At 46.7% G+C, this 25,560-nt stretch carries 13 protein-coding genes; 5 read left to right on the top strand and 8 right to left on the bottom strand.

All coding sequences use genetic code 11. From position 1 onward, the window contains the following. The first annotated feature begins 101 nt into the window (after positions 1-101). The 3 genes from ACMVP2_RS27875 (at position 102) to ACMVP2_RS27865 (ending at position 5,258) form a co-directional block, all read left to right on the top strand. Positions 102-1,178, top strand: a complete 1,077-nt coding sequence (locus tag ACMVP2_RS27875; protein ID WP_416866049.1) for a DUF1611 domain-containing protein — start codon at positions 102-104, stop codon at positions 1,176-1,178. After that, entirely contained in the window at positions 1,159-2,226 is a 1,068-nt protein-coding gene (locus tag ACMVP2_RS27870; protein WP_416866048.1) for a mandelate racemase/muconate lactonizing enzyme family protein, read from the top strand. Before ACMVP2_RS27875 ends, ACMVP2_RS27870 begins: the two co-directional genes overlap by 20 nt. A gap of 62 nt (positions 2,227-2,288) precedes the next feature. Beyond that, a complete protein-coding gene (locus ACMVP2_RS27865) occupies positions 2,289-5,258 on the top strand; it encodes a glycoside hydrolase family 3 N-terminal domain-containing protein (RefSeq protein ID WP_416866047.1) in 2,970 nt (989 codons plus the stop codon). A 69-nt stretch (positions 5,259-5,327) separates the two neighbouring features. On the opposite strand, the gene ACMVP2_RS27860 is transcribed toward ACMVP2_RS27865, so the two are convergent. The 6 genes from ACMVP2_RS27860 to ACMVP2_RS27835 form a co-directional block, all read right to left on the bottom strand. After that, positions 5,328-7,937, bottom strand: a complete 2,610-nt coding sequence (locus ACMVP2_RS27860) for an NB-ARC domain-containing protein (RefSeq protein ID WP_416866046.1) — start codon at positions 7,935-7,937, stop codon at positions 5,328-5,330. A gap of 561 nt (positions 7,938-8,498) precedes the next feature. Beyond that, complete coding sequence (locus ACMVP2_RS27855; protein ID WP_416866045.1) at positions 8,499-9,320, bottom strand: CPBP family intramembrane glutamic endopeptidase; 822 nt, start codon at positions 9,318-9,320, stop codon at positions 8,499-8,501. 197 nt (positions 9,321-9,517) lie between these two features. After that, positions 9,518-10,426 (bottom strand): PorP/SprF family type IX secretion system membrane protein, encoded by a 909-nt coding sequence (locus ACMVP2_RS27850; protein WP_416866044.1) that lies wholly within the window; start codon positions 10,424-10,426, stop codon positions 9,518-9,520. A gap of 1 nt (position 10,427) precedes the next feature. Then, on the bottom strand, positions 10,428-16,385 hold the full coding sequence (locus tag ACMVP2_RS27845; RefSeq protein WP_416866043.1) for a gliding motility-associated C-terminal domain-containing protein: 5,958 nt from the start codon (positions 16,383-16,385) through the stop codon (positions 10,428-10,430). A 189-nt stretch (positions 16,386-16,574) separates the two neighbouring features. Beyond that, complete coding sequence (locus ACMVP2_RS27840; protein WP_416866042.1) at positions 16,575-17,204, bottom strand: response regulator; 630 nt, start codon at positions 17,202-17,204, stop codon at positions 16,575-16,577. 68 nt (positions 17,205-17,272) lie between these two features. Beyond that, on the bottom strand, positions 17,273-19,285 hold the full coding sequence (locus ACMVP2_RS27835) for a tetratricopeptide repeat protein (protein ID WP_416866041.1): 2,013 nt from the start codon (positions 19,283-19,285) through the stop codon (positions 17,273-17,275). Between the two features lie 318 nt (positions 19,286-19,603). Between ACMVP2_RS27835 and ACMVP2_RS27830 the strand changes: the two genes are divergently transcribed. Next, entirely contained in the window at positions 19,604-20,365 is a 762-nt protein-coding gene (locus ACMVP2_RS27830) for a ThuA domain-containing protein (protein WP_339793767.1), read from the top strand. Between the two features lie 134 nt (positions 20,366-20,499). Here the strand turns inward: ACMVP2_RS27830 and ACMVP2_RS27825 are convergent, their stop codons facing one another. Continuing rightward, complete coding sequence (locus ACMVP2_RS27825) at positions 20,500-21,105, bottom strand: hypothetical protein (protein WP_416866040.1); 606 nt, start codon at positions 21,103-21,105, stop codon at positions 20,500-20,502. A gap of 175 nt (positions 21,106-21,280) precedes the next feature. Between ACMVP2_RS27825 and ACMVP2_RS27820 the strand changes: the two genes are divergently transcribed. Further along, positions 21,281-22,123: a DUF3750 domain-containing protein gene (locus tag ACMVP2_RS27820; protein WP_416866039.1), complete on the top strand. Its 843-nt coding sequence runs from the start codon at positions 21,281-21,283 to the stop codon at positions 22,121-22,123. Positions 22,124-22,413: 290 nt separating this feature from the next. Here ACMVP2_RS27820 and ACMVP2_RS27815 read toward each other — a convergent pair whose 3' ends face one another. Continuing rightward, complete coding sequence (locus tag ACMVP2_RS27815; RefSeq protein WP_416866038.1) at positions 22,414-25,518, bottom strand: PQQ-dependent sugar dehydrogenase; 3,105 nt, start codon at positions 25,516-25,518, stop codon at positions 22,414-22,416. Positions 25,519-25,560 lie beyond the last annotated feature (42 nt).

Here is a 25,560-nt window from a genome sequence, read left to right as displayed (position 1 = left end):
CATGTGGCTGATTTACCTCGGATGTGCCATTTGGGTTTTTAAACTTTGGCTTTTGGAATTTCTTTGTGCTTTGGAGTTTGTTATTTGTCTTTTCACAATCTATGCAATTAAAATCAATCGTATTGTCCAATGGCAGCTTCGATACGAAGTCGGCCAAAACTGCCCACGGGCTTATCAGAGGATCTGTCAGATATGATATCCTCGCTGTCATCGATCCAGTGTTTTTTGGCCAGGATGCCGGCACGGTGCTGGACGGTAGAGAAAGAGGAATTCCTATTTACAAAACCGTTAAAGACTTCATAGCTGCAGGCGGCAAGGCCGAAAACTGTGTGGTGGGCGTGGCTCCCAAGGGCGGGCAGCTACCAAAACCCATGGAGGAAGACGTGGTGACGGCCATAGAGAATGGCATGGATGTCGTTAGTGGTTTGCATTCGTTCCTCAACGACAACGAAAGGCTGGCCACACTTGCCAAGGAAAAAGGCGTGACAATACACGACATCAGGCAACCAAGGGAACGGAAATACCTGAAGTTCTGGACGGGTGACGTATACAAAGTTAAATCGGCCAAAATTGCAGTGATGGGCACGGACTGCGGGCTTGGAAAGCGCACTACTTCCAAATTCATTGTGGAAGCCATCCGTAAGGAGGGTATGATTTCAGAAATGATTTACACGGGGCAAACGGGGTGGATGCAAGGCTGGAAGTACGGCTTTATCCTGGACTCCACCTACAACGACTATGTGTCGGGCGAGCTGGAAAATGCCCTCGTAACCTGTGACAGGGACCTGAATCCAGACCTGATGGTGATTGAAGGTCAGGCAGCCTTGCGCAACATTAGCGGGCCATGCGGTTCCGAGTTTTTGCTTTCTGGCGACGTGGACGGTGTGGTTTTGCAACATGCTCCCGCCAGGGTTCACTACGATGGGTTCGAGTACCTGGATGCCAAGATACCCCCAATTACTGAGGATATTGCTTTGATAAAAATGTATGGCAAGGAAGTCATTGGGGTGACGCTCAACACAAGAGGCCTTACTATTGATCAGGCGCTCCGGCACAAAGAGGAGTACGAGCAAAAATTGGGTATTCCGGTGGCTTTGCCGGTAGAAAGAGGAGTGGATGACATTTTAGGACCAATAAGAGAGTTGATCAAACGAAAGAATGCGAATAAAGGAAATTAATATCCGCAAGGAAAATCTGGAACTGGCTAAGCCGTACTCCATTTCTTACAAAACAGTGGATTCGGTAGAAAACGTGATTGTGGAGCTAGTGGCAGACAACGGTATGGTTGGCATGGGCGTGGCCAATCCCAGTAAGTATGTGGTGAATGAGGATGTAGGTGAATGTTATAAAACTTTAACCTCCAGTGATCTCTCCTTTCTGAAAGGTTCCGACGTTTCGTGCTTTTACGAACTGCTCAATGGAATACATACCCATTTTGCTTCCAGTGCGGGATGCAGAGTAGCACTCGACGTGGCCCTGCACGATCTATTCACACAATCCCTGGGTGTGCCATTGGTTCACTTTCTGGGTGTTCACCACAAATCGATGGCTACTTCGGTTACCATTGGTATTATGGGTATTGAAGAGACGATCAAAGAGGCAGATGATTTTATTAAAGGTGGTTTCAAAATTCTCAAGGTCAAACTTGGTAAGACGATAGAGGAGGACATCGAGCGAACAATTGCCCTTCGCAAGCATATTGGGAATAAGGCGCTGATAAGGATCGACGCCAACCAGGGATGGAATTTTGACGAAACGATCTCTTATGTAAGTGCGACAAAGGACCTTGACATTGAGCTGATAGAGCAGCCGCTGAAACAGTCGGCCATTGCTGAGTACCGGAAGTTTCCCGATTATGTAAAGAACCTGGTGGCTGCCGATGAATCACTGGTGGGCCCGGCAGATGCTTTTCATCTCGCTAATAATCCCAAGGCAGCAGGTATTTATAATATCAAGCTGATGAAATGTGGTGGCATTCGGCCAGCAAGGGAGATTGCTACGATTGCCAAGCAAGCGGGCATTGACCTGATGTGGGGCTGCAACGACGAAAGCATCATCAGCATTGCAGCTGGTTTGCATGTGGCCTTTTCGTGCCCTCACACAAAGTATATAGACCTCGATGGCAGCCTCGATCTGGCCAAAGATGTGGTGTCAGGCGGCTTTACCATCAAAGATGGCATGATGAGTTTGACTGATAAGCCCGGATTGGGCGTTAAGAAGCTTTAGTTAATGGGTTTTGCCTGCTGACTAACTTCTAAGTAGAATTATATTTTTAGTAAACCTGATCGATGATGTTTAAAACCTACCTGCGAGCTACCTTTTTCTTTTCTCTTGTCTTTTTTCATTTCACTTCGACTTATGCTCAGACTGCCATTCCCCGGCCCTTTGAGCAACTCAACGAAGTAGATAAAGCCAGGGCGTGGGTAGATTCGGTTTATTCCTACCTGACACTTGATGAGAAAATTGGGCAGCTACTCATGATAGCGGCATATTCGAACAGAGACGAAGCCCACACCCAGGAACTTATCCGACTTATCAAAGAGCGCCATGTTGGAGGCTTGGTGGTTTTTCAGGGTGGCCCGGTCAGGCAAATCAACTTGATCAACAAACTACAGCAAGAAGCCAAACTTCCTTTGTCCATCGCTATGGATGCGGAGTGGGGCGTAGGCATGCGGCTCGACAGCACTATGTCGTTCCCCTATCAAATGACGCTGGGCGCTATTGAAGACGTTACATTGATAGAGCAAATGGGGCAGGCGATTGCCCGGCAGCTAAAAAGAGTAGGGACGCAGGTCAATTTTGCGCCAGTGGTGGATGTGAACAATAACCCCAACAACCCAGTGATCAACTATCGCTCTTTTGGAGAGAACAGGGAGGAAGTAGCCAAAAGAGGGGTGGCTTATGTGAAGGGGCTCGAAAGCCAGGGAGTGTTGGCATCGGCGAAACATTTTCCCGGGCACGGCGACACAGGCACCGACTCTCACTACGACCTTCCGGTGGTGAAGCACGATATGCAGCGGCTTGACAGCGTCGAACTCTATCCCTTCAGAAAGCTGATTGAGGCCAATGTGTCGGGCATTATGGTGGCGCACATGTCAATTCCGACGCTCGACGACACGCCCAATTTGCCGACTACACTATCGAAACCAGTGGTCACGGACTTGCTGAAAAACAAGCTGGGGTACAAGGGAATCATTTACACTGATGCGCTCAATATGAAAGGTGTGACGAAGTATCATGCCTCTGGGGAACTCGAGAAAAAGGCTTTTCTGGCAGGTAACGATGCCCTTGAATTTTCTGAAGATGTAGATGCAGCGTTTGAGTATTTGAAGGCAGCTGTGACCCGGAAGGAAATCACAGAGCAGCGGCTTGCAGAGAGCGTGAAAAAGATTTTAATGGGCAAGTATGCCACGGGTATGACCAGGTGGATGCCAGTAAGTACTGAAGGGGTTTTTGAAGATTTGCACCAACCAAATGATGAGCTATTGAATAGAAGGCTTTTTGAGGAGTCGGTTACGCTTCTGGAAAACCGCAATAGTCTGTTGCCGCTAAAGCGCCTGGATACGCTGAAGCTTGCCAGTCTAAGCATAGGAGTAGAGTCCCTTTCCCCATTTCAGCAGCGCCTGAATGATTATACCGAAATGACGCACCTGACACTGCCCAACGAGGCCACGCCGGAAGAGATCGGGAGGGTGAAAGACAGCCTTAGCAGCTACAACATGGTACTCATTGGGTTGCACTCCGGGCTCCGGGCTAATAACCGGGAAGGGATGTCAGCCGACGTGCAGGCGTTTTTGAAAGAGCTTGTCGAAGGCAAAGTAACCGTGGTAGCGGCCATGAGGAATCCTTATACGCTTTCCAAACTCGACTGGATAGCAGAGGCAGATGCTGTATTTACGACCTATCAGGAGCACGCTATAGCCGAAGACATGGCAGCTCAGCTAATTTTCGGAGGCATTGGAGCCAAAGGACGCTTGCCTGTAACGGTGAACGACCGCTGGCCTGCTGGTTACGGATTGACGACAGAGGGTGGCGGGCGTTTTAAGTTTACATTGCCGGAAGAACTTGGGATCAACAGCAGGACGCTGGAAACCCGAATTGATAGCGCCATGACACTGGCTATTGAGAAAAAAGCCTTTCCCGGAGGACAAGTGATGCTGGCCAAAGAGGGGAAAGTATTCTTCCACAAAACTTACGGTTTTCACACCTACGACAGTCTGCTGGAAGTGAAGAAAACGGACATATACGACCTGGCCTCGGTAACAAAGATTACGGCGGCTTTGGCTGCGATCATGAAGCTGCACGATGATGGCAAGTTTGATTTGTATGCCAGACTCAAAGACTACTATCCGTACTTCGGCTGGTCAAACAAAGCCAAGCTGGAGTTCATTGATATTCTTACGCACCAGGCGAAGCTAAAGTCGTGGATTCCGTTCTATCAATCAGCGTACAAAAAAGATAGTAGCTACAAACGGCATACGTTGTCACTCACACCCTCTGCCGATTATCCGATCAAGCTCACAGATAATTTGTATGAGTACAAAGACTACAAAAAAACACTGCTGAAGAAGATCAAAAAGTCGAAGCTCAATCCAGAGCCCGGCTATGTCTATTCCGACATGAGCTTCTACCTGTATCCGGATATCGTAAAAACGTTGACTGGCACTGACTTTCAGGAATACCTGAATGCGAATTTTTATGATAGAATAGGAGGGACAACACTCGGTTACAATGCGGGAAGGAAGTACTCCCTGGATCGTATTATACCGACAGAGAACGACAACTACTTCCGCATGACACAGTTGCATGGCGTGGTGCATGACGAGGGTGCTGCCATGCTCGATGGTGTTTCGGGCCACGCCGGGCTATTCGCCCGCTCCTACGACCTGGCGGCCATGTGGCAGATGTACCTCAATGAGGGTACGTATGGAGGCGAGCGCTATATTTCGCCTCAAACCATCGAGAAGTTTTCTGTTTGTCAGTTCTGCGAGGAGGGCAACCGCCGGGCCATCGGCTTCGACAAGCCGCTGATTGAATACAACAAAAGAAGCAGCAGCGTCGCCCGCCAGGCATCTCCAAGCAGCTTCGGGCATTCCGGCTACACAGGCACTTTCGTTTGGCTTGATCCGGAATACGACTTTATGTATGTGTTCCTGTCCAACCGGGTGTACCCAACTAGAAACAGCACGGCCATCTACGACCTGGCCGTAAGACCAACGATCCATACGATAGTGTATGAGGAGATGGGGGTGAGGTAGGTTTTTTTATTTTTACCATTGTGTGCTGTTTAGTTTGCAAGGACAAAAATGTCTCCTGAACGGAAAAGGTCAGTCAATAATTTTGATTTTGAGCTTTAGTGTTTTTGCTAGATTAATTGCGTGACGATTTATTGGGTCTTTTTCAAGAGCCATTTTGGTTAGTTGGGTTGCTGTTTTCTTATCTTTACAATAAAGACTAACTCTTGCAAGTCTAGTGTAATCACTACTGGTTCCTTCGCCGGTACGAACTCTCTTGTAGGCTGAGTTTGTAACTTTTTTCAATAAAAAAATGCGTTCAGCCTCATGCAACGTGCTCGGTTGCCCTAGCCTAAGAATGTCATAGATTCTTTGAATCGCATTGTTTAAATCCGAGAACTGGACGCCGTCTAAGTCACAAATCTCAGCTAGAGCATGAAATTCACCGTTAAAGTCATTTTTGTTGCAACATAGATTCGCAAGTCTACTCCAGATCGATAATTTCTGATTGGCGGAAAGTGGAAGTTGAAGATAATTTTGCAAAGCCGACTTAGCTTTTTCAAATTCATTTAGTTCTTCAAATAAGTCAGCCAGAAGAACCCAGCCAGGAGCATATCTTCTGCAAAGAAACTCAAGAACAGGAGAGGTTTCATTTAGTGAATATTTGCTGAATCTGAGTTTGGTGGCAATTTCTTTAAAGAATCTTTCAACTCTAGGTTTTAGTCCATATTTTGTATCAATATTGTTTCCGGGGCCGAACAAATATAAGAGTTGTGTATCAACTTCAATTTTTGCTTTTAAATCACTCACACTTAGTTTTGTTTTTCCAAAAACGTATGCCGTCAATGGAACCGATACAAAAATACTGCCATCACTATTTGATTTTATGAGCTCTATAAAGGAGAATCTATGCAACTCTTCAATAGCCTTTTCAATATCTAGAGGAGCTTCTTCTTCCCGTTTCAGGACAGATTCAATGGCAACTTGCGGAAGTGTAGTTCGCCAATTGGTTAGCGTAAGAAAAACTCGCTTAGAAATTAGGGAAAGTTGATTGTAGGTGCGCTCAAATAGCGCAATCAGTATGTCATCTTTCCCAGCCAATACACGTTTAACCTTACCTATTTTTCCTTCTTTTGCGACTTCGCCAAGCATAATTTTGACCACGTATGGATGCCCGTCAGACTCCTTAAAAAGTTCATTAAGATATTCGTTAGTCAATAGTTTAGAAATTTCAAGTTTAGCGGTTGTCTTCTCCACTAATTGATCAAATTCATCTCTTCCCATTCCAGTTACCTCAATATGATAGTCCCCTTTAAATTCCCTAAATCTTGAAGTAATTAGAACCTTATTCGGATCCCGAATGTATGTATCCAACCATTGGTAGACTTGAAGAGGGTTTTTTACTGTTTCAAAATTGTCCATCACAAACAACGTTGGTCCGAAACTACTTTTTGTTAGTTCCGATTCTAAGAAAGCTTTAGTGTCATTGCTTTGCAAGTCCTTTTGCCCCAATAACCTCGAATACTCTAATGCAATGTCCTTTTCGTCTAGTACTTTTGGTGTAACTATTTTGGGCCCTTGATCAAGTAAATCAATGTCCCTAGCGCTAAACCATACAATTGCCGCATACCTCATGGTAAGGCATATTTTGTTCAGAACATTGATTGTTAAGCAAGTCTTCCCTATGCCTCCTCTTCCCAAAAGGGTCACGACCGGGTGCCGATCTTGCATTAACAGAACTCTTTCTAGCTCTTGTTCGAGTGTGACCCTATTGATATATATACCTGCATATGAGGGGATGTTCGAAAAAGTGTTTCCGATAATCTCTAGGTCTCCGTGACCTTCTGTCTCACTGCTTGGAAGCTTACCAGGAGGCCTCAGGAATGGCTTACAATCAATATATTCAATATTTCCTGTTATATAAGACAAGATTTCAAAAGTGTTGCCATTGAATCCTCCATTGGGAAGAAAAAAGTCAATAGCTTCTATACTGGAGTAAAGAAGTTCAATATGAAAAGGTTCATCAAGAAACAGGTATACTCCGTCTTTGAGCTCAGAGTTTTTAGTAGTAGCAAGATATTCTTCCATCTTGCTTTGCTTGTTGGAAATTGAGGTAATTCTGTACGTTCCCGATAGGTTTTGTTTTAGAATAAAATGATCCAGTCTGAATAAGATAAAATTTTCTGTTATAAGTTTTAATGACTTTTCAAGGTTGACTGATATTTTAGATAGTTTATCAACCTGAAGCGCCCCGTGCCCTTTTGTTTTATTCCTTATTCTTGCGAAATGAGAAAACCAATTTTTCAGTTGAATTTTAGTCCCAATTGATGGTGAATTTTCTGTTATTTCATTGTGGCATAGCTGCAACGCATATAGCGCTCCAAATTGCCATGACGGATTACTTAACTTTTGCGAAAGCTCTTTCTTAATTTCTGCAGCCTTGGGGCTAAGGAGGTGAGACGAGGGACCATTTATTATCTGTTCAATAATGTCGGCCCATTCACCAATCCCGTTAGCCCTTACCGCTTTATGTATTAGCGAGTACTTAATATCTTGGGGATCGACTTCGAGCAAAGAAATCAACGTGACCCCAACAAGTTTAGTGATTTGTTCACCACTATATAACAAATTACTGAAGAAGTCGGAATCTGATCCTTGTTTGGCAACATCAACTCTTTCAGCTAGTTTTTTTAAGGGTAACATATTTGTGACATATTTATATCATTTTCGTACTTTTTTATGTAAAAGGTATGACCATAAATATATGAAATATTGATATTTTATCTACGAAGCGATTCTGAAACATCCACTAGTAGAGATTAAGCGACGTAAGAAGCTTGTGGCTTGAGTCGGATTTGACAATTCGAAAAACCATTACGGACCGAGAGAGGGGTATTGGGAACCAATAACGACTTAAAGACGAAGGTACATTCAGCATCTACAATCAAAAAAAAGCCAGTTTCCTCCACAACTTTCCAAAGCGCATACGCAAATAAATTGACTGAAGAATCGGGAGTTTTTTCTTCGTCATGTCCACCTTTTTCTCTGACACCCTTTGATTTTGCTTGGGGGTGATGCCAATGCAGAGTAGTCAAAGTCAGTGCTTCATTCTTGCAGTCTTTATACAATTACTGTTAGGATGGTCGTCCGTTTCCAAGGCTTGGTTTTGGGGTCTCACACAAATTAAATTGGGTCATTGAGTACCCAGATGAACTAGTCGATCCAGCTATCATATCCTTGCAAGTGAAGTGATTTTAAGTCTGATCATTGTTTATTCTTGGTTCTTTTCATTTCACTCCACTTCTCAATAAAGCGATAGCCAACTACAAGTGTTGCCAGGGCAATAGCAAGTATGGCCAGGTATACCACATCATTCCCGATCAAATTAGGCAATGTCATGTCCTCTACATCACCGCTAATGAATGCCATCAGGGCGAAGGCAAACAGGTTGTTGAAAAAGTGTATGATGATACCAGGGATTAAGGAGTTTGTTCTGACATAAGCCCAACCAATCAAGACGCCTGCTGCTGTGGCGCCAATTGCCTGCCAGGGGTTGAAGTGTGCGATTCCAAAAATAAGTGCGGACCAAATGATGGCTTTTTGTGGGCTGTAGTTTTTAAGAAGTCCTTCAAGAATAATACCTCTGAAAAGAAGCTCTTCGAGAATAGGCGCAGCAACAACTAATGTGAGAAAGCTAGTCAGATCCGGCTTCATAAGCTCTTCGAAAAGCCGTTTGAAGTATTCCGGCATGGGAATAAGCTCTATAATTGGATCGACAATGATGATCGTGGCAATCGTCATTGTGAGTAGTACTGCAATTATTTCCATGCCAACCATTTGCCGTTTAGGAGTTGGATCCCAAAGCCCTTGTTTCCGAATCTTTTTCCAGGCCAATTCGATAACAAGAGCAAACGAAATCACATACATAGCCAGTTGGGCTACCTGCTCATAAACACCGTTGTTCAAATGCATTCCTTTGATAATGATCATCGGAATAGCTCCGGCCAGAGAAAAAAGCAGGAGGAGGCCTATTAATCCAAACGATTGCTTGAGGGTGGGATAGTAGGTTTGGGTGGTCGATTCCAATATATCAAGGGTATTAATGAGGAAAAGTTGTCTGTTTATGAAAATAATTTGATCTCCTTATTAAGTCTGATTTACTGAAGATAGTGAATTAGGTGCAATTATATTTTAATAGTAAACGAAGATAATAACTCCGTTGGCAATGAGTTTGCTTAGAAGTGATAATTCATGATAAACAGTCTGTCGGCTTTTTTAATTTCCTAATAATACCTCACCTTTGGCACCTGCTTAGCAAACAGACTGAGGTCATAGCCAAGTGTGATTTCATGAGTGCTGAAGCTCGAGGGTGCCAAACTGTTGGTGGCGAGTTCTCCCGAATAGCCCAGCCTGATGCCACCCTCGGCCATAAAGAAGACATTCAAGCCAACTGTATTAAAGCTCCTTGTGTAGAGGCCGGCCCACACTACATCCAGCATCAGTACGCTGGCTCCAAGATCAAGGGAGAGGGGAGTGTCGGCACTATAGCGTACGAGCGTCCATGCTTTTAGCTTTACCGCCTGTATTTTGTCGAAGATGAGTCCGCTGGAGGCATACAGCTGCCTGTGGTACCGTTGGTCGCCACCGTCAAGGTCTTCGGTTACCTTGAGGAGCCTTGGGGCAGAAAGCCCCAGATAAAAATTTTTGGAGGAAAGAAAGATGCCGGTACCAAAATTGGGCTTGGAGTAGGACTGGCCACTGAAAACAAAATCCTCGTCAGAAGGATCATCCAGATTTAGTTTGCCAAAATTATAGTTGAGCGCATTCACACCACCTTGCAAACCAAACGACAAACTGTAAGTGCTGTCCAGCTTGATTTTATAGCCCAGCGCCAGGTTGATGTCGGACTTTTCGATCACACCAATATTGTCGTGCTGCAACGACACACCCAACCCTACCTGGTTGTCGACCAAGGAGGTATTCCCTGAAAAAAGCAATGTTCTTGGGGCTCCTTTCAAGTTGCCCCACTGGCTGCGGTAATGCAAATCGAAGCTGGTGATATCGTTCACTCCAGCGTACGATGGATTAATAAATAGCTGGTTCAGCTGATAGGTGCTCATGAGCGCATCCTGCTGGGCAAGGCAGCATTGAACAACAAATAAAAGGCCGGATAAGCAGAGGAGGTTCTTCATTTTATCTTCTTAGGTGTAAAAAGCCTGTCAGTTTTTGCCCTGAGGCCTGAACAAGATAGAAATAGGTGCCTTCAACCAGATTGAGACTGCTCCCAACATTGGAGCGTCCCTCAAACCTGGCATTTGAGTCCTGGTTATCGTAGTTGGATACCTCAAACACCTTCACGCCCCAGCGATCGTAGATTTCTACGGAATTACCCGGGTGACTTTCGATGTTGGCTATTTTGAGAAATTCGTTTTTGTTGTTGCCATTGGGTGCTACAGCATTGTAGACGATGATCTCATCCCCGTTTTGGCCTACAACGGGCTCCAATACCGTTAAAATGGCCGCCTCGCTGACCAGACTGCCGCAATCATTTGAAATAATACATAAATAGCTTCCCTCACTCTCGAGACTTACTGCTGGCAAAGCAAGGTCGGCGCTTGTTTCTCCTTCCAGATTCACCAGGTCTTTTTGCCACTGGTAGGTTAGGTTACTGCCTGAAGCAGTGACCGAGAAGGAGGCAGGCTCACCCACTTCCACCGTCTGGTCGGCAGGCTGGTCAGTGATTGCTACTTCCTGTAGCAGCGAAATCGCCACTGGCACCCGGGTACTCTCACACGTGCCATCGTTAATGGCGACATAGTAAGTAGCATCGGAAGACAGGGCAGGAGTGACCAACGTACTATTGACTTGATTGGGTACACCAGTGCCACCAGTGGCCACCTCATACCATCGGTAGCTTCCGTCGGTTCCTCCGGTAGCCGTAAGGGTCGCACTTTCGTCAGGGCATGTGCTTACTTGGGCAGCGGTTGGTGGCGTGACGTCAGAGCCAATCTCGACGGTAACAGGTGTTCGGCTGCTTTCGCAAGTGCCGTTGGTGATAGCGACGTAATAGCTAGTGGTCGCTGATAAGACGGGAGTTGTGAGAGTGCTGTTTACCTCGCCGGAAATAGCAGTTCCCGCTGTTTCGACGTCATACCAACGGTACTCACCATCCGCACCACCGGAGGCAGTAAGGGTGACACTTTCCGGCGCACAGATAGAAACATCCGTCGTTGTCGGGGGCGTCACGTCTGGGCTTATACTAGCAGTTACGGCCGTTCTGGCGCTTTCGCAAAAACCATCATTGATGGAAACATAATAAGTTGTTGTGGCTGTTAAGATAGGAGTGGTGTAGGTGCCGTTCACTTCATCCACAATGGCAGTTCCACCCGTTTCTGTGTCATACCAACGGTATTGCCCGTCTGAGGCTCCCGAGGCAGTTACGGCAGCGGAACCTGATCCACAAATCACCGCATCGGTTGTGGAAGGTGCGGAAGGAGGCGAGTTTACCGTGGCGACAACCGCCGTCCTTGTACTTTCGCAGTTTCCATCGTTTAGAGCTACATAATAAGTGGAAGTGGCTGAAAGAGCAGGAGTGGTGTAGATGCCATTTGTTTCTCCACTGATGGCAATACCGCCACTTTCAACGTCATACCATCGGTATTGCCCGTCGGCACCACCCGAGGCCGTTAGCACGGCAGCCTCATTGGCACATACTGTGACATCAGATGCTGAAGGTGGAGCCAGCGCAGCATTGAGTGTAGCGGTTACCGGAACCCTTTCGCTTTCACAAGAGCCGTTGTTGATCGCTACATAAAATATGGTCGTTTCTGAAAGCTCAGGCGTGACGAATGAGCTGCTCACTTCTCCCTCAATGGCTGTGCCACCCGTTTCAACATCGTACCATCTATACTGGCCGGCGGTGGCGCCGGAGGCAGTGAGCGTTACGCTTTCGGGCGTGCAGGTGCTTGCGTCGGTAGCTGTTGGGGTCGCCAAAGGGCCGATGGTCAGCACAGCACTGGTTGAAAAGTCATCGATGGTTGTATTGCCCGATACTTTACATCGGTAGGTACCAGCACCAAAGTCTCCTGTGGTATTAATGGAAAGCGTGGAAGTAGTTACTCCTGAATACCCACCGGCGTTGGAAATGTCTTCGTAGATCGAAGTTGAGGTATTCAACTTCTGCCACTGGAAGTTATATGGGTCGGTACCAAGTACCGTGGTGGCAAATGTGGCAGTCGAGCCGGTGCAAGCAAATTTATTAACAGGTTCTGCGTCAAAACAAACAGTGGGCACAGCCGGGCTTACTTTCCTGACAAAGAAGTCGGTGCCGTTTACGTTATTCATTTCGAAGACGCACTCACTTGGATCAAAATCGATGTGGCGGGCGAAACCACCCACCAGGTAAATATCGCCTTCGGGGCTTAGCGCTAATGGGCCGGTACTCGTTGAAGTAAAACCCCCGTCGATTTTCCGCATGTCAATCACCCATTTGAAGTTGACATCTTTGTCCAGTTTCAGAGTGAAAGTGTTGAGAAAAAGGCCGTTACTTCCCCTGCTTTCCACCAGATCAGAGGGGTCAAAATCAGTGGTGCTTTGGAAATACCCCGAGGCGAAAATGTTGTCGTCAGCATCGATCATAATATTACCCATTGCAAACGAGTTGTATTGACCGCCGAATGACAAGCCCCACACAAAATTCCCGGCAGAGTTCAATTTTACCAGGTACGAGCTTACATCTCCTGTCCCCGTCACTTCGAAGGTGGCGGGGCCAGGGTCAATATCGATGGTTCCAGCGAACTGGCCGCAAACATATATATTGCTTTCGCTGTCGATACCAATGGAACCTGAAGCACCACTGTTTTCGATTACCTGGTGGCTTTGATAGATTCCGTCGGAATTCAGCTTCAAAATAAAAGTGGTGCCTGATGTTAACGTGTAGTTAGCGGTTCCAGCACCCGGATCAAAGTCAACAACGCCACTGCCGTGTAGCCTCCCGGTTATGTAAAGGCTGGAGCCGTCCAGCGCAACCCCGGAAGCATTGTCGCTGTAAAGATTACCAGCAGTAGTGGCGTCCGACCCAATGCTTTTGGCCCATAAAAAGTTGCCATCTGTGTCAAGCTTGGAAAACAGTGCATCGGTACTACCGCTCCCCCTGGCCGTTAGCGTGAAAACGCCGCCAACACTGGTGGTGCCCCGGAAGGCTCCTGTTACATAGGCATTTCCATCTGCATCGGTTGTAATTTCACCTCCAAATTCGTCGCTATTTCCGCCAATTTGCCGCACCCAGATAAAGTTGCCGTCGGCATCGTACTTCCCTATGGCCAGGTCACTTTTATTGTTGGGAGAGCTTGTCACGCTTGTGAGAAAGGCTTCCCCTGCACCCGGGTCAAAATCCGTGGTACCATAGAACCTGAACTGGACATACAGATTTCCCACTTCGTCTTCGGATGCAGCAGCCACACTGGTTACTCCGGTTCCCTGGGCGGTTTTTACCCAAAGGAGATTACCATCAGGGTCTAATTTGAACATATATGCATCGCTGCCTGTAGCTGTAACGATAGCTTCCCCGGGTCCGGTATCAAAATCGATGGTGCCTCCGTATGACCCAAATACAAGAAGGTTGCCATCGGATGTGTAGATAGTTTCTGAAGCAGCCGATGTACCTCCACCAGAGCCAGCGCCAAGTGCCCAAACAAACCCAGGTTCAGGCTCACAGGTGCTAATGCCAGCCTGGATTTCGCTTCGTTCGCTTTCGCATGTGCCGTCGTTAATAGCAACGTAGTAATAAGCTGTGCTGGTAAGGGGAGGTGTGGTGTACGTACTGCTCGTCTCTCCGATAATAGGTGAGCCTCCGGTCGAGGTTGTATACCACCGGAATTGCCCTTCAGCACCTCCAGATGCTGTGAGCGTAAAAGAAGTCGGCCCGCAATTGACCACGTTAGAAGCAGCAGGTTTATCTGGTCCGATCTCGAGATATACCTCATCAGCGAATGCATTAGATGAGAGGTCTCCAGAAACCATGCACCGGTAATAATTTTGACCAAAATATGCTGCAGTATTCACTGAAAGAACAGAAGTGCTGGTGCCAGAAAAACCATCGGCATCAGTCAAATCATACCAGCCACCTTCGTAGTCTGACTCCTGCCACTGATAGGTGAGGTTGGTTGTACCGCTCGCTGCGACCCCAAAAGTGGCTATGTCACCTACGCAACCAGTGTAGTTCAGAGGTTGGGTATCGATGGTAATCTGGTCGGTTACACACGAAACCAGTGCTTCCCATCCAGGTCTTTCGCCATCGTTGTCGGAGTGAAAGTAAAAAGTGACCTCACCAGTAGCACTCGTTGCTATGATTTCCTTTGGTACAGTGGATCCACTCATATAGCTCAGGAATGGAGAGGATGTATCTGGCCCGTCGTAGGCGATTAAATATTCGCTGGTTTCCGTATCAAAAGACAAAAAGGAGACTTTAATTTTCTCCCCGGGATTTTCAGGGGCGAAAGTATAGGTGAAATCCTCGCTCGATCCGTAATCGTCTTGCCCGCCAGAGTCTGTAAATTGAAAATCACAACCCTGGGAATTTCCATCGCCCATGGCAATGGATGCTGCGGTGACATAAAAATCGCCGTCTGATGCCACGGTATTGCCTGCTACTGTCACCGTTATGGGGCCGCTGCTGGCCCCGGCGGGTACCGATGTGGTGATGGTCGTGGCTGTGCTTGCAGTTACGATGGCCGTCGTTCCATTAAAAGCGACTGCATTGTCGGCTGGGGTTGTGCTAAACCCGGTTCCTGTGATAGTAACCTCAGTGCCAACAACGCCCGATAGGGGATAGAAGCTTGTAATCGATTGGTCGATGACAGCAATGTAACGGGCGAGCGCCATGTCCCAGGTTGAGGCGTTGGTTCTCCCGGCAAGGACGATTTTTTTATCACTTTGAATGCCTATGGCATAGGCATGGTCGTTGGATGCGCCGAAAGGGGTAATTACTTTTCCCGCAGTACCAAAGCTGCCATCCAGCGAGCCGTCGGTGTTATAGCGAACCAATGCGAAATCGTAGTTGGAGCCATTGTTACTCCAGCCCGCCAGTAGTATTTTACCATCGGCTTGAATAGCAACGCTACGTCCGGTTTCGTGTGAGATACCGACAGCGGTAATGACCTTTCCGGCTGTGCCAAACCCGGTATCAAGAGAGCCGTCGCTATTTAAACGAGTCAGAGCGAAATCCAGGTTTCCGGAATTGTGGGATCCGCCCACCACTATTTTGCCATCAGTTTGCAAGGCAACAGAATAGGCCTGGTCATCTGCAGTCCCTGATCCAATGTTCACCGTCACCTTTCCGTCGGTATCGAAGCCAGTATCTAAGGAGCCGTTTGTGTTGTATCTCACCACGGTAAAGTCCGCCTGTAAATTGGTGCTTGTACCGGCCAGAACAATCTTGCCATCCGGCTGAATAGCAATCGACCAGGCCTCGTCACCGACACTCCCATTGGGGGTTGTCAGTTTGCCATCGGTGTCAAACGAAGTGTCCAGGGAACCATCGGTATTGTAACGCACCAGCGCAAAGTCAAAATTTGAACCATTGTGGCTCCTCCCGGCTGCCAGTATTTTGCCGTCGCTTTGAATAGCTACGGCAAAAGCCTGGTCATCGCCTGTACCAATAGCCGTTGTCAGAATTCCGTCGGTATCGAATGAAGTATCCAGGGCACCGTTGCTTGTGTAGCGCACCAACGCAAAGTCTTCGTTGGAACCATTAAATGAATAGCCACCCACTATTATCTTATCGTCCGACTGAATGGCCAACGACCACCCATAGTCGTCAAAACTTCCAATAGGAGTGATCACCTTTCCCGCAGTACCAAAAGTGGCATCCAGCGACCCGTCGGTATTGTAGCGGGCAACCGCAAAATCGTCGGTGGTGACGAAAGAATAGCCTGCAACGATAATTTTTCCATCGCTTTGAAAACCGACAGCATAAGCCTCGTCGCTAAAACCCCCAAAATCCGTCGTTTGCTTTCCATCTGCTGAAAAACCTGGATCGAGGGAGCCTGGTTGGGCAAGTAAATTTTTTGAGCATAGGGTCAGAAGAGAAAACAACAAGATACTGAGGGACAGTGACTTGCAGATAGTGAGCTTTCCGGTAGCACTTTTCATAAAAAGTTATCGGTTTTTACTTACTTGAAAAAATGTATTAGTCCTCTGATAACCAGAGAACTAACTTCAATCAAAACTCACCAAAACAGAGAAGGAAGTAAATCGCATGATGATGTGACGGGATTGTGAAGGTAGTTTGCAGAAAATTGAGCAGGCAGTTCTAACAGGGGACAACAGGTAATAATAAGCCTAGACCAGCCCCTCATTGATAGCCTTACTCACAGCTTCGGTTTGGGAATGCACCTGAAGTTTTTCGTAGATTCTTTTGATGTGGGTTCGAACGGTATCAAGGCTGATGTCGAACTCAGCGGCAATCATCTTGTAGCTGTTGCCCTGGCTAAGGGACGTAAGAATCTCTTTTTCCCGTGAAGTGAGCTTGTAATTGTTTTCAGCTGGCTTTTGCCTCATCGAGTCAATCACCATTCGTGCAATGCTGGGCGACATGGGAGCGCCCCCGTCCAACACCTCTTCCACTGCCTCGAACAGACGGGTTGAAATGTGTTTTTTCAATAAATAACCCGATGCACCCGCAGAAATGGCGTCCAGTACGTGGATGTTATCGTCAAACACTGTCAGCATAATGATCGGTAAATCCGGGTTCGAACTCCGTACTTTTTTCAACGCCTCAATGCCTGTCATATCTGGCATATCGATGTCCATAAAAACTAAATCGGGCCGATGCCGTTCTATCTGCTCCACTGCCTGCAATACGTTCCCATAAGCACCTACACAGCGAAAATTCTCATTCAGACCGATCATGCTTTGCAGGCTGCTGCGAAGGAGCTCGTCATCTTCATATAGCAGCACAGATAAGGGCATAATGACTGCGGGCGATTATTAGTAAATGATAAATGTCGGTTAATATCGAAATTGAAACAATACCCTGATCATGTGATAGGGAATTCAAAACTGATTTGCGTGCCACTTCCAACGGCACTGGTGCGGCTAAGTTCGCCGAACAAATTCTTTGCCCGAACTTCCATGTTCTTCAGCCCGTTTCCAGGCTTCACCTTCTCAGGGTCAAAGCCTTTGCCATTGTCGCTAATGGAGAAAATAATATTCCCATTTTGTCCTGCCACCTGAATGACAATTTCTGAAGCGTTACTGTACTTGGCGGCGTTGTTAATGGCTTCCTTGAAGATGAGAAACACATTTTTTCTCTTTTCAGAAGCCAGCTCTATGTTTTTTACTTCATCAATCCCCTGAAATAAAAAAGCGATCCCTTTTGGCTCGAGTATTTCGGCAGCGAACTCCTTCATTTTCACCAGAACCTGCTCCAGTGAGTCATTGTTGGGGTTGATAGACCAAACAATGTCCGACATGCTCTCCATGATCTTGGACGAGTGCTCATGGATACTTTGAAAGTATTGCCCGGCGTGCCCGTTATTTTCTTTGAGGGCAAGTTGGCTCATAATATTGATGCTGGATAGCGTTGAACCAATGTCATCGTGAAGGTCTCTGGCAATGGCATTGCGCATCCTTTCCATTTCTATAGTTCTTTTTGCCAGGGCTACCACCCTGTACCTATTGACAAGCAAAAAGCCGGTCAGCACTACAGATGCCAGTACAACTGCTATAATGATCACATTGGCACGTTCCCGATCCAGCGCCAGCGCCTGGAGCTCCTGATCTTTTTTCAAAAGCTCAATTTCCCGCTCCTTTTTTTCGGTTTGGTATTGCCCTTCGAGTTCTCTCAGCTCAAGCAATACTTCCACGCCTTCAATCTCATCTTTGAGCTGGTCATACTTTTTAACGTATTCAAATGCTTTTTTGTACTGCCCGTTCAAAGCATAGTACTCACTTAACCGGCCATATTCCACCATTTCCCCGTTTCTGTCGCCGGCCTCGGTCACCGTTTTTAAGCTAGCAACTAGGGTGTTTTCGTCGTCCTTTTGAGACTGTTCAACCAGAGTAATTCCTACCAACTCCGACCTGGCTTTGGCGCTTCCTGTACTGTCGCCCATGTGCATCGCCAGAACGAGGCTCTGATCAATATTTTGACGAGCTATGTCAAATTTTTTCATTCTTTTATAAAGCAACCCTATTTGGTAGAGTGCCCTCATTTCTTCGCTTGGCAGCTTCATTTCTCTGGAAGCGGATATTGCCTGCAGATAGTATTTTTCAGAAAGCCCATACTGCATCAGCTCTTTGTACACGTCGCCAGCGCCAGACCAGGTAGTGATCAGCCCCCGTTTATCGTTGAGCTGCTCCTTTAGTTTCATCGCTTGCTGGTAGTATTTTTTTGATAGCTCGAACTGACCGAGATGAAAGAGATCGTTGCCCAGACTTTGCAAACAAAATGATTGCCCTCTTAAACTGTTGACTTTCTCAAAGGTGACCAGGCCCTCCAAATGATAATGCATGGCGTTGCGGTAGTCGGAGAGATTGAAATAGGCATTTCCAATATTAAGATAAAGACCAGCTGTACCTTCACTATTTAGCTTCGCAAATTTGAGATTCTCCAGAAGGTAAGGAAGGGCCTTCTTAACGTCACCCTGATTTTTGTAGTACAGTCCTGCCGATTGATTATAGTTAGCTGTCAGTTTCCAGTTCGAGGGGTTGGCTTCTGCCAGCATTTGCAGTTGACCCAGGTAGTGCCGGGCGCTGTCCTGGCGGCCAGAATTCTGATAGAGGGCTACCAGGTACAGATAGGAGGCACTTATGCCACTAAGATGGTGAAGGGAGTCAGTAAGAGAAATTGCTTGAAAGGCATATAGTTTGGCTTTGTCAAAATCAACTCTTAAAAATTCGCTGACTAGCCCAAGCAAGGCATTCGAACCAATAGTGTCATTCGGGTGAAGCTTCACAATTTGAACAAGGCTGTCTACCCTGGAGCTCTGTGCAAAGGAGCAAAAGGCACCAGTGATCCATAGACAGCAGATGATGATCGCCTTCTTCAAAATGAGACTTTCTTGTGAATTTAGTGAATAAAATGATAGATAGGCTGCAACAAATGACGGGAATTTAGCAGCAATACTTCAAAATGGCAGGTTTCTCAGGGAGCTGTAGCAGGAGGGAGGCCATTCATCCCTTTCATGGGTGTCTGCTGCACACCATTGTAGGTAAATTCATAGTTTCTGGCGTAATTACAGTCGATACTTAAGCTTTGTTTGAGCAGGAGCCTGAGCACTTTTCATAGCCTGAAATGTGCAGGCGTGATATACTCGCATGTTTACTTACTATCAATTATTTACGAAGACCTAAAACCCCTAAAAACCATGTTGAAAAACATACTTTCATTGCTTTTTGCCATTTGCATTGTGTCTGTTTCGCAGGCTCAGCAATTCAAGGTACTCCTTTTTACCAAAACAGCCGGTTTCCATCATGTGTCTATTCACGAAGGAGTAGATGGCGTCCGTGCCCTGGCAGCTCGCCACAATTTCAGTGTCGACTGGCAGGAAAATGCTTCTGTTTTTAACGACAAGCAGCTGGCCAACTACGATGTCGTGATCTTCCTCAGCACTACCAGCGACATCCTTAATGATGAGCAGCAGGCGGCCTTCGAAAAGTACATCAAATCCGGTAAGGGCTGGGTAGGCATTCATGCCGCAGCCGACACCGAATACGAATGGGAATGGTACACCAAAATGGTCGGGATGATGTTTCAGGTTCACCCCCAGCAGCAAACTGCCTATTTGGATGTGGTAGATAGTAATTTTCCGGGAATGGAGCGCTTTCCCAAAAGATTACTATGGACTGATGAATGGTATGAGTACCAAAAGCCATTTAAATCTGATGACCTGAAGTTTCTGCTCACTGTTGATGAAAAAAGCTATGATGCGTCAACCAATTGGGGTGGCACAGCAAGAAAGGGCATGGGCGATTTCCATCCAATTGCCTGGTACCACAACTACGATGGAGGCAGGGCTTTCTACACAGGCCTGGGCCATATTGGCGCTATTTACTCTGATCAAACCTTCCTTGATCACTTATATGGTGGTATTTATTGGGCCGCTACTGGAAAAGGGATAAAAAAATAAGGCTTAGCATATTGAATACACAAAGCAGCTTTCGGATACGAGGGCTGCTTTTTTATGTTCATAACAAAGCCTTCAACTTGGCTGCAAACTGGACGGATGACTCATTTGTGCGAGGAGTGCCTGGAGTCCATTGGCTATCTTTTGCCGAATGAGTATTCCAGCGTAAGTCTGTTCAGGTGTTTGCTGGCAGAGATGTCTATTCCGAAGCCAACAATGGAAAACAACCCACCTGCAATAACCATGGAACTGGCGATATTCGAGTCTGACCCATGTTTTGCATAAACCAATGCTGAGCCAAGACTCAAAACGATTCCAGCCGTTTGAAGAAACTTTCCAGTCAAGCGTGTATTGTTAAACCTTGTCAGATGGTAAACAATCAGATCGTCTTTGCTCAATAAATCTGATGAAGCCAGCTTTTCCCTACTGACTACTTGGGACTGTCCCTCTGGCTTCCTGAAAGTAACTGAACTAGGATCGGCATTCGGATTAATGAACCTCACAATGATCCCTCTGTTGGCATATTCAGAATAATCTTTTGACCGCTGATCATCCTTTGTCGGAAAGACCATCATCGTCAGGTCACCGTATTTATAATCTCCCCTATCAGTCTGAATTTTGTAAGTGTTGTGAGATAGAATTCTTACTGTGTCTACATTTGTGTTTTTTAAATAGAAAAAAGCCGGTTGGGCAAACGAGCACGTTGTTAGCAACATGAAAGAGATGAAGAGAACTTTTTTCATGATTTGATATTTATTGGAGCCATACTAGCCAACAATATACCATCATTCACCAAATATTAGGCCAGTCCCAATCTGAAAGGGCACTTTGACGATAAATCTCCCTTAGTAAATAGGTTAGATTTAGCCTAATGTCACTTTTTGTTCGTTTAACCGTAAGCAGACTATATTGAAACCTATGGATCGTCAACTCAATGTCAAGCCAAAGAAAAAATTCCGCTTATCGAAAGTGGCCTGGTTGGTATTTGGGCTATGCTATGTTTATGGTATCTACCTGATCGAACCTTTTAAGATTAGGCGGGAGCCCCTCGCTGCCTCTGATATTGGTGGCTCGGCTTACAGCTATGGTTTGGCTCCTAAACCCGAGCAGTATGAAGGTGCGGTGATCCAGGTGTATGCCGCTCGCACCTGGGGCGCCAAAAAAATACTTGCTGTACACTCCTGGATTGCGACAAAATGGCACGGTGCGGATCACTATCAGGTCAGCCAGATCATTGGTTGGGCGCTAAACAGAAATGGAACGGCTCTGTTTACAGAGGCTGGCATTCCCGACAAAAGCTGGTATGGCAATGAACCCACATTGCTGCTGGATAAAAGGGGAAGCGAAGCAGAAATGCTCATCGGCCAGGTGGAAGAGGCTATTGAGAGATACCCATACGCTGATACTTATACAGTTTGGCCAGGGCCTAATAGCAATACGTTTATCGCATGGCTTGGTCTTGAAGTACCCGGACTTGGTCTCGACCTTCCATCTACAGCCATTGGAAAGGACTGGCGGCCATGGAAAGAAACGTTTGGGTGGTCGGCAAGTGGAACAGGTATGCAGGCTTCCGTATATGGCTTACTGGGTCTGACAGCAGGTTTTCAGGAAGGATTGGAGGTGAATGTACTGGGTTTAAGCATGGAGCTTGATGTGTTTGATTTGGCGCTTGAACTGCCCGCTGTGGGAAGAGTAGGGACAGCCCCTGTGGATGTGGATTTGAGCTCTTCGCTCTCAGAACCAGATGCTGCCGGGCGGTGACAGTAGCAGTAAAGTCAAATTTAATTGGGCCCTTAATCGGTTTTCTGAATTTGGGTGGTGCATAAATGAAAAGCCTTATTTCATGTGTATATAATTGTTTTTCAATGGCCACATGGAATAGCTGAACCGTTTTGGAATTGAACATTTCTCGTGTTAGAGGTATATTCATTCTGTTGGGTAAGGTATTCCTTATGGCTATTTCACCAGGTCAATATCATTTGTTAGAAACAAAAAAGCACCCATCTCATTAAGACAGGTGCTTTCCTATTCGACGATGACTTACTTGCTATTTATTTAAAAAAGCTGATTTTATCCAGACTCATCAGATTAGTTTCCTTGTCTGGGTGAGAGACAACAAAATACAAATCGCCAATCTGATCCGCTTTATCAATAGTGATGTCAGCATTTGTCCACTTGCGGTCTCTCCACGAACCTTCAAACGCAGGTACATCCACACTGCCTATTACCTTGCCTGTGGGGCTACCTGAAACAATATTGATCGTTCCGCCTTTCACTGCCATCAAGGTCACGGAAATTTTGCTGATTCCCTTCAAGTCAATGTTTTTGTAGCCAATATATGACCCATCATTGATATTGCTCAGGAAGGCAAAGTCACCACCGTTGGGCCGCTGCTGTTGCACGTCGTTGAAGAAATTGTAGTTTTCAGCCTCAAGTACGGGCGTCTTGATCATAATTATCTTTGACGACTCGATGGCGGGAATGGTGCCGTTTCCTTTGTCGGTATACCGAATGCCGACAACATAAGCGCCTTGGTTTTCAGCGGTCTGTTTATTCAGCGTAACACTGCCCGCCAAAGGCAAACTTGTCGTTGGGCTTTCCTTCACCAGCGACAGGATATAATCCACCATTACCCTTGTTTCGTCGAGTGTAAGTTGTGGGTGGGCTGCCATCAGGCTGTGGCCCCAGTTGCCATTGCCGCCTTCAATGATTTTGCCTGCCAGCATGTCTCGTGATGATGGATCATCGGCGTATCTTTTCGCAATTTCGATATAGGCCGGACCAATCGACTTCTGATCGACGGAGTGGCACGACAAACAATCGCTGTTGGCGATCATGTTTTTTCCTTTCATATTGATAGCCGGATTTTTGAAGAAATCCTCACCCAGGTTGGCCTGGTCATAGCCGCCTTCGAGGTAGCTGAAGTTGACGCTTACTGCCTCGCTGGTGATACTGCCGTCCTCTGTGCTGCCGTCTTCTTTGTCGGTGACGATTACTTTGTAAGAATTGGTTTCCTTACCAAAATAGAAGGATTGGTTACCGCTGTAGTCAAATACGATATTGGAAGGCTCATTACCGGCTATGATCTTGGCAAAGGCTGATGCAGTTTCGCCTTTGGAGTCGGTAACAGTAAGCTCCACTTCTTGTTCACCGGGCTGATCAAAAGTAATGCTCACTTCACGGCCCTCATACTTCTTGCCGTCTTTGGTTGTCCAGCTAAATACCAAAGCATCGTCTTTGTCGTAGTCAAAAGAGCCCTGGGCTGAAAAGTTGACGGCGAGGGGCACAGCGCCTCTCGTTTTGTCCGACGCTATTGCTGGCACAGGCGCTCTGTTGCCTTCGGCGTACTCAATCCTTACCAACCTTGCGTCCACATTATTGGCAAAGTAGTTGGATCCGTACTCCAGCAGGTACATCACGCCATTTTTATCGAACTCCATGTCGATCGGCTTCACGAATGTTTCGTCAGGCAGAAAAGACTCAATTTGCGTCGGGTTCCAGTCCTCGTCAAACGACACCACCTTGATCCAGCTACGTGCCCACTCATAAATGAAGAGCTTGCCATTGTAGTACTCAGGAAACCCAGCTTTGGAAGCGCCAGCTGGCTTGTAGTACATGGGGCCAGACATCGCACTTCTGGAGCCAGTGCCCAGCATAGGCCAAATGTCCGACTGGCCGTAAGGATACCAAATCATGGCAGGCCTTGCAGGAGGCAATTCTCTTGAGCCGGTATTATTGGGCGATTCATTAATAGGGTGGGCAGGATCCTGCTTGGGGCCAATTTCATCCGTGGCGAAATCAACCATAGGGAAAGCAATGTTGTTCGCTTCGAAGTAAGGCCAGCCATAAAAGCCAGGTGTTTTTGCCTGGTTCCATTCGTCGTAGCTCTGAGGACCTTTTTCGCTGTCTCTGCCAGAGTCGGGCCCCACATCGCCCCAATACACGTAGCCGGTTTTCATGTCCACCGTGAACCGAAATGGGTTTCTGCAACCCATCACGTAAATCTCGGGTCGTCCCTGCGAACCGTCCTTCGGAAATAGATTGCCATCGGGAATGGTGTAGGAGCCGTCCGCTGTAGGTTTGATCCTTAGAATTTTACCACGAAGATCATGCGTATTGGAAGAGCCCTTCTGTGAATCGAAAGGCCCACGGCCAGGGCGTTCGTCAAGAGGGGAGTAGCCGCTCGATTCCTTCGAGCTGGTGTTGTCACCGGTGCTGAGGTAAAGATGGCCGTTAGGCCCAAACACAATACCACCACCTGAATGGCAGCAGGTTTCCCGTTGCACGCCTACCTCAAGCACAATTTTTTCACTGCCCACTATCAGGCTGTCGGCCAGCAGTGTGAACCTGGACAGGTTTTGCCGGGAGGCACCACCCAGTGGAGAGTAGTAGATGTAAATCCAGTTGTTTTGATCATAGTTCGGGTCTACTGCCAGGCCAAGCATGCCGTCTTCGTAGTTACCTTCTGTGTTTACTTTGAAGGTGTGAAGTATCTTTGTTTCGTTCGATTCGGGGTCAAACATTTTCAGGTTGCCTTCTCTCTCGATAAATAGCAGCTTGCCATCAGGCAGTATATCCAACTCCATGGGTTCGTTGACCTCAGCGTCGAGAATGATTTTTGTAAACCGACTCACGTCAGGTGCTGGCAGGCTCCTTACACTTTTTTTATTGATAGCGTTGTCCGCTAACGAGGAAGCGATCATTTCACTAGTCAAGTCGCTTGCTGTGAAAAAGGTAACTTTGCCACCATCATAGTTTTTTGACCCGGTTCCTCCTGCCGCAAATAACCAGGGCCATTGATATTGGTTAACTGTGTCGCTGGGGGCGAGGAGTGCTCCACCGGTTTGCACATAGCGTTCAATATCGGTTTGCCACTGTAGAGTAAGGTGATTTGTATTGGCCAGTAAAAGCACGCCCTTGTTCTTCCAAAGATTGTCGCCAGGGCGGTCGCTTGTGATGGACACACTATCGGTTTTTATGCCCTTTGTAGTGGCATCGGCCATCAGTTGGCTAATTGATGCTGTCAACGCATGATTTTTTTCGTAGACAACCAAAAGCGAGCTGTCACGTGATTCGCTGCAAGAAAATCCGATGAGGGTGATAAAGACGAAAGGCAGAAGCTTCAACGATGCCTTTTCAAGTAGGTGTTGTTTCATCAATATATGTCAAATTAATTTCAGCAAGCAAAATAGGTAGAT

The sequence above is a fragment of the Imperialibacter sp. genome (assembly GCF_048007035.1).
GTDB lineage: Bacteria > Bacteroidota > Bacteroidia > Cytophagales > Cyclobacteriaceae > Imperialibacter.
This window is presented reverse-complemented; position numbering and strand designations above follow the sequence as displayed.

Excerpts from the sequence above, each read along its gene's own strand:
- ACMVP2_RS27860 (WP_416866046.1), bottom strand. The coding sequence starts at position 7,937 with ATGTTACCCTTAAAAAAACTAGCTGAAAGAGTTGATGTTGCCAAACAA.
- ACMVP2_RS27825 (WP_416866040.1), bottom strand. The coding sequence starts at position 21,105 with ATGAAAAAAGTTCTCTTCATCTCTTTCATGTTGCTAACAACGTGCTCG.
- ACMVP2_RS27870 (WP_416866048.1), top strand. The coding sequence starts at position 1,159 with ATGCGAATAAAGGAAATTAATATCCGCAAGGAAAATCTGGAACTGGCT.
- ACMVP2_RS27850 (WP_416866044.1), bottom strand. The coding sequence starts at position 10,426 with ATGAAGAACCTCCTCTGCTTATCCGGCCTTTTATTTGTTGTTCAATGC.
- ACMVP2_RS27815 (WP_416866038.1), bottom strand. The coding sequence starts at position 25,518 with ATGAAACAACACCTACTTGAAAAGGCATCGTTGAAGCTTCTGCCTTTC.
- ACMVP2_RS27875 (WP_416866049.1), top strand. The coding sequence starts at position 102 with ATGCAATTAAAATCAATCGTATTGTCCAATGGCAGCTTCGATACGAAG.
- ACMVP2_RS27845 (WP_416866043.1), bottom strand. The coding sequence starts at position 16,385 with ATGAAAAGTGCTACCGGAAAGCTCACTATCTGCAAGTCACTGTCCCTC.
- ACMVP2_RS27830 (WP_339793767.1), top strand. The coding sequence starts at position 19,604 with ATGTTGAAAAACATACTTTCATTGCTTTTTGCCATTTGCATTGTGTCT.
- ACMVP2_RS27840 (WP_416866042.1), bottom strand. The coding sequence starts at position 17,204 with ATGCCCTTATCTGTGCTGCTATATGAAGATGACGAGCTCCTTCGCAGC.
- ACMVP2_RS27865 (WP_416866047.1), top strand. The coding sequence starts at position 2,289 with ATGATGTTTAAAACCTACCTGCGAGCTACCTTTTTCTTTTCTCTTGTC.
- ACMVP2_RS27820 (WP_416866039.1), top strand. The coding sequence starts at position 21,281 with ATGGATCGTCAACTCAATGTCAAGCCAAAGAAAAAATTCCGCTTATCG.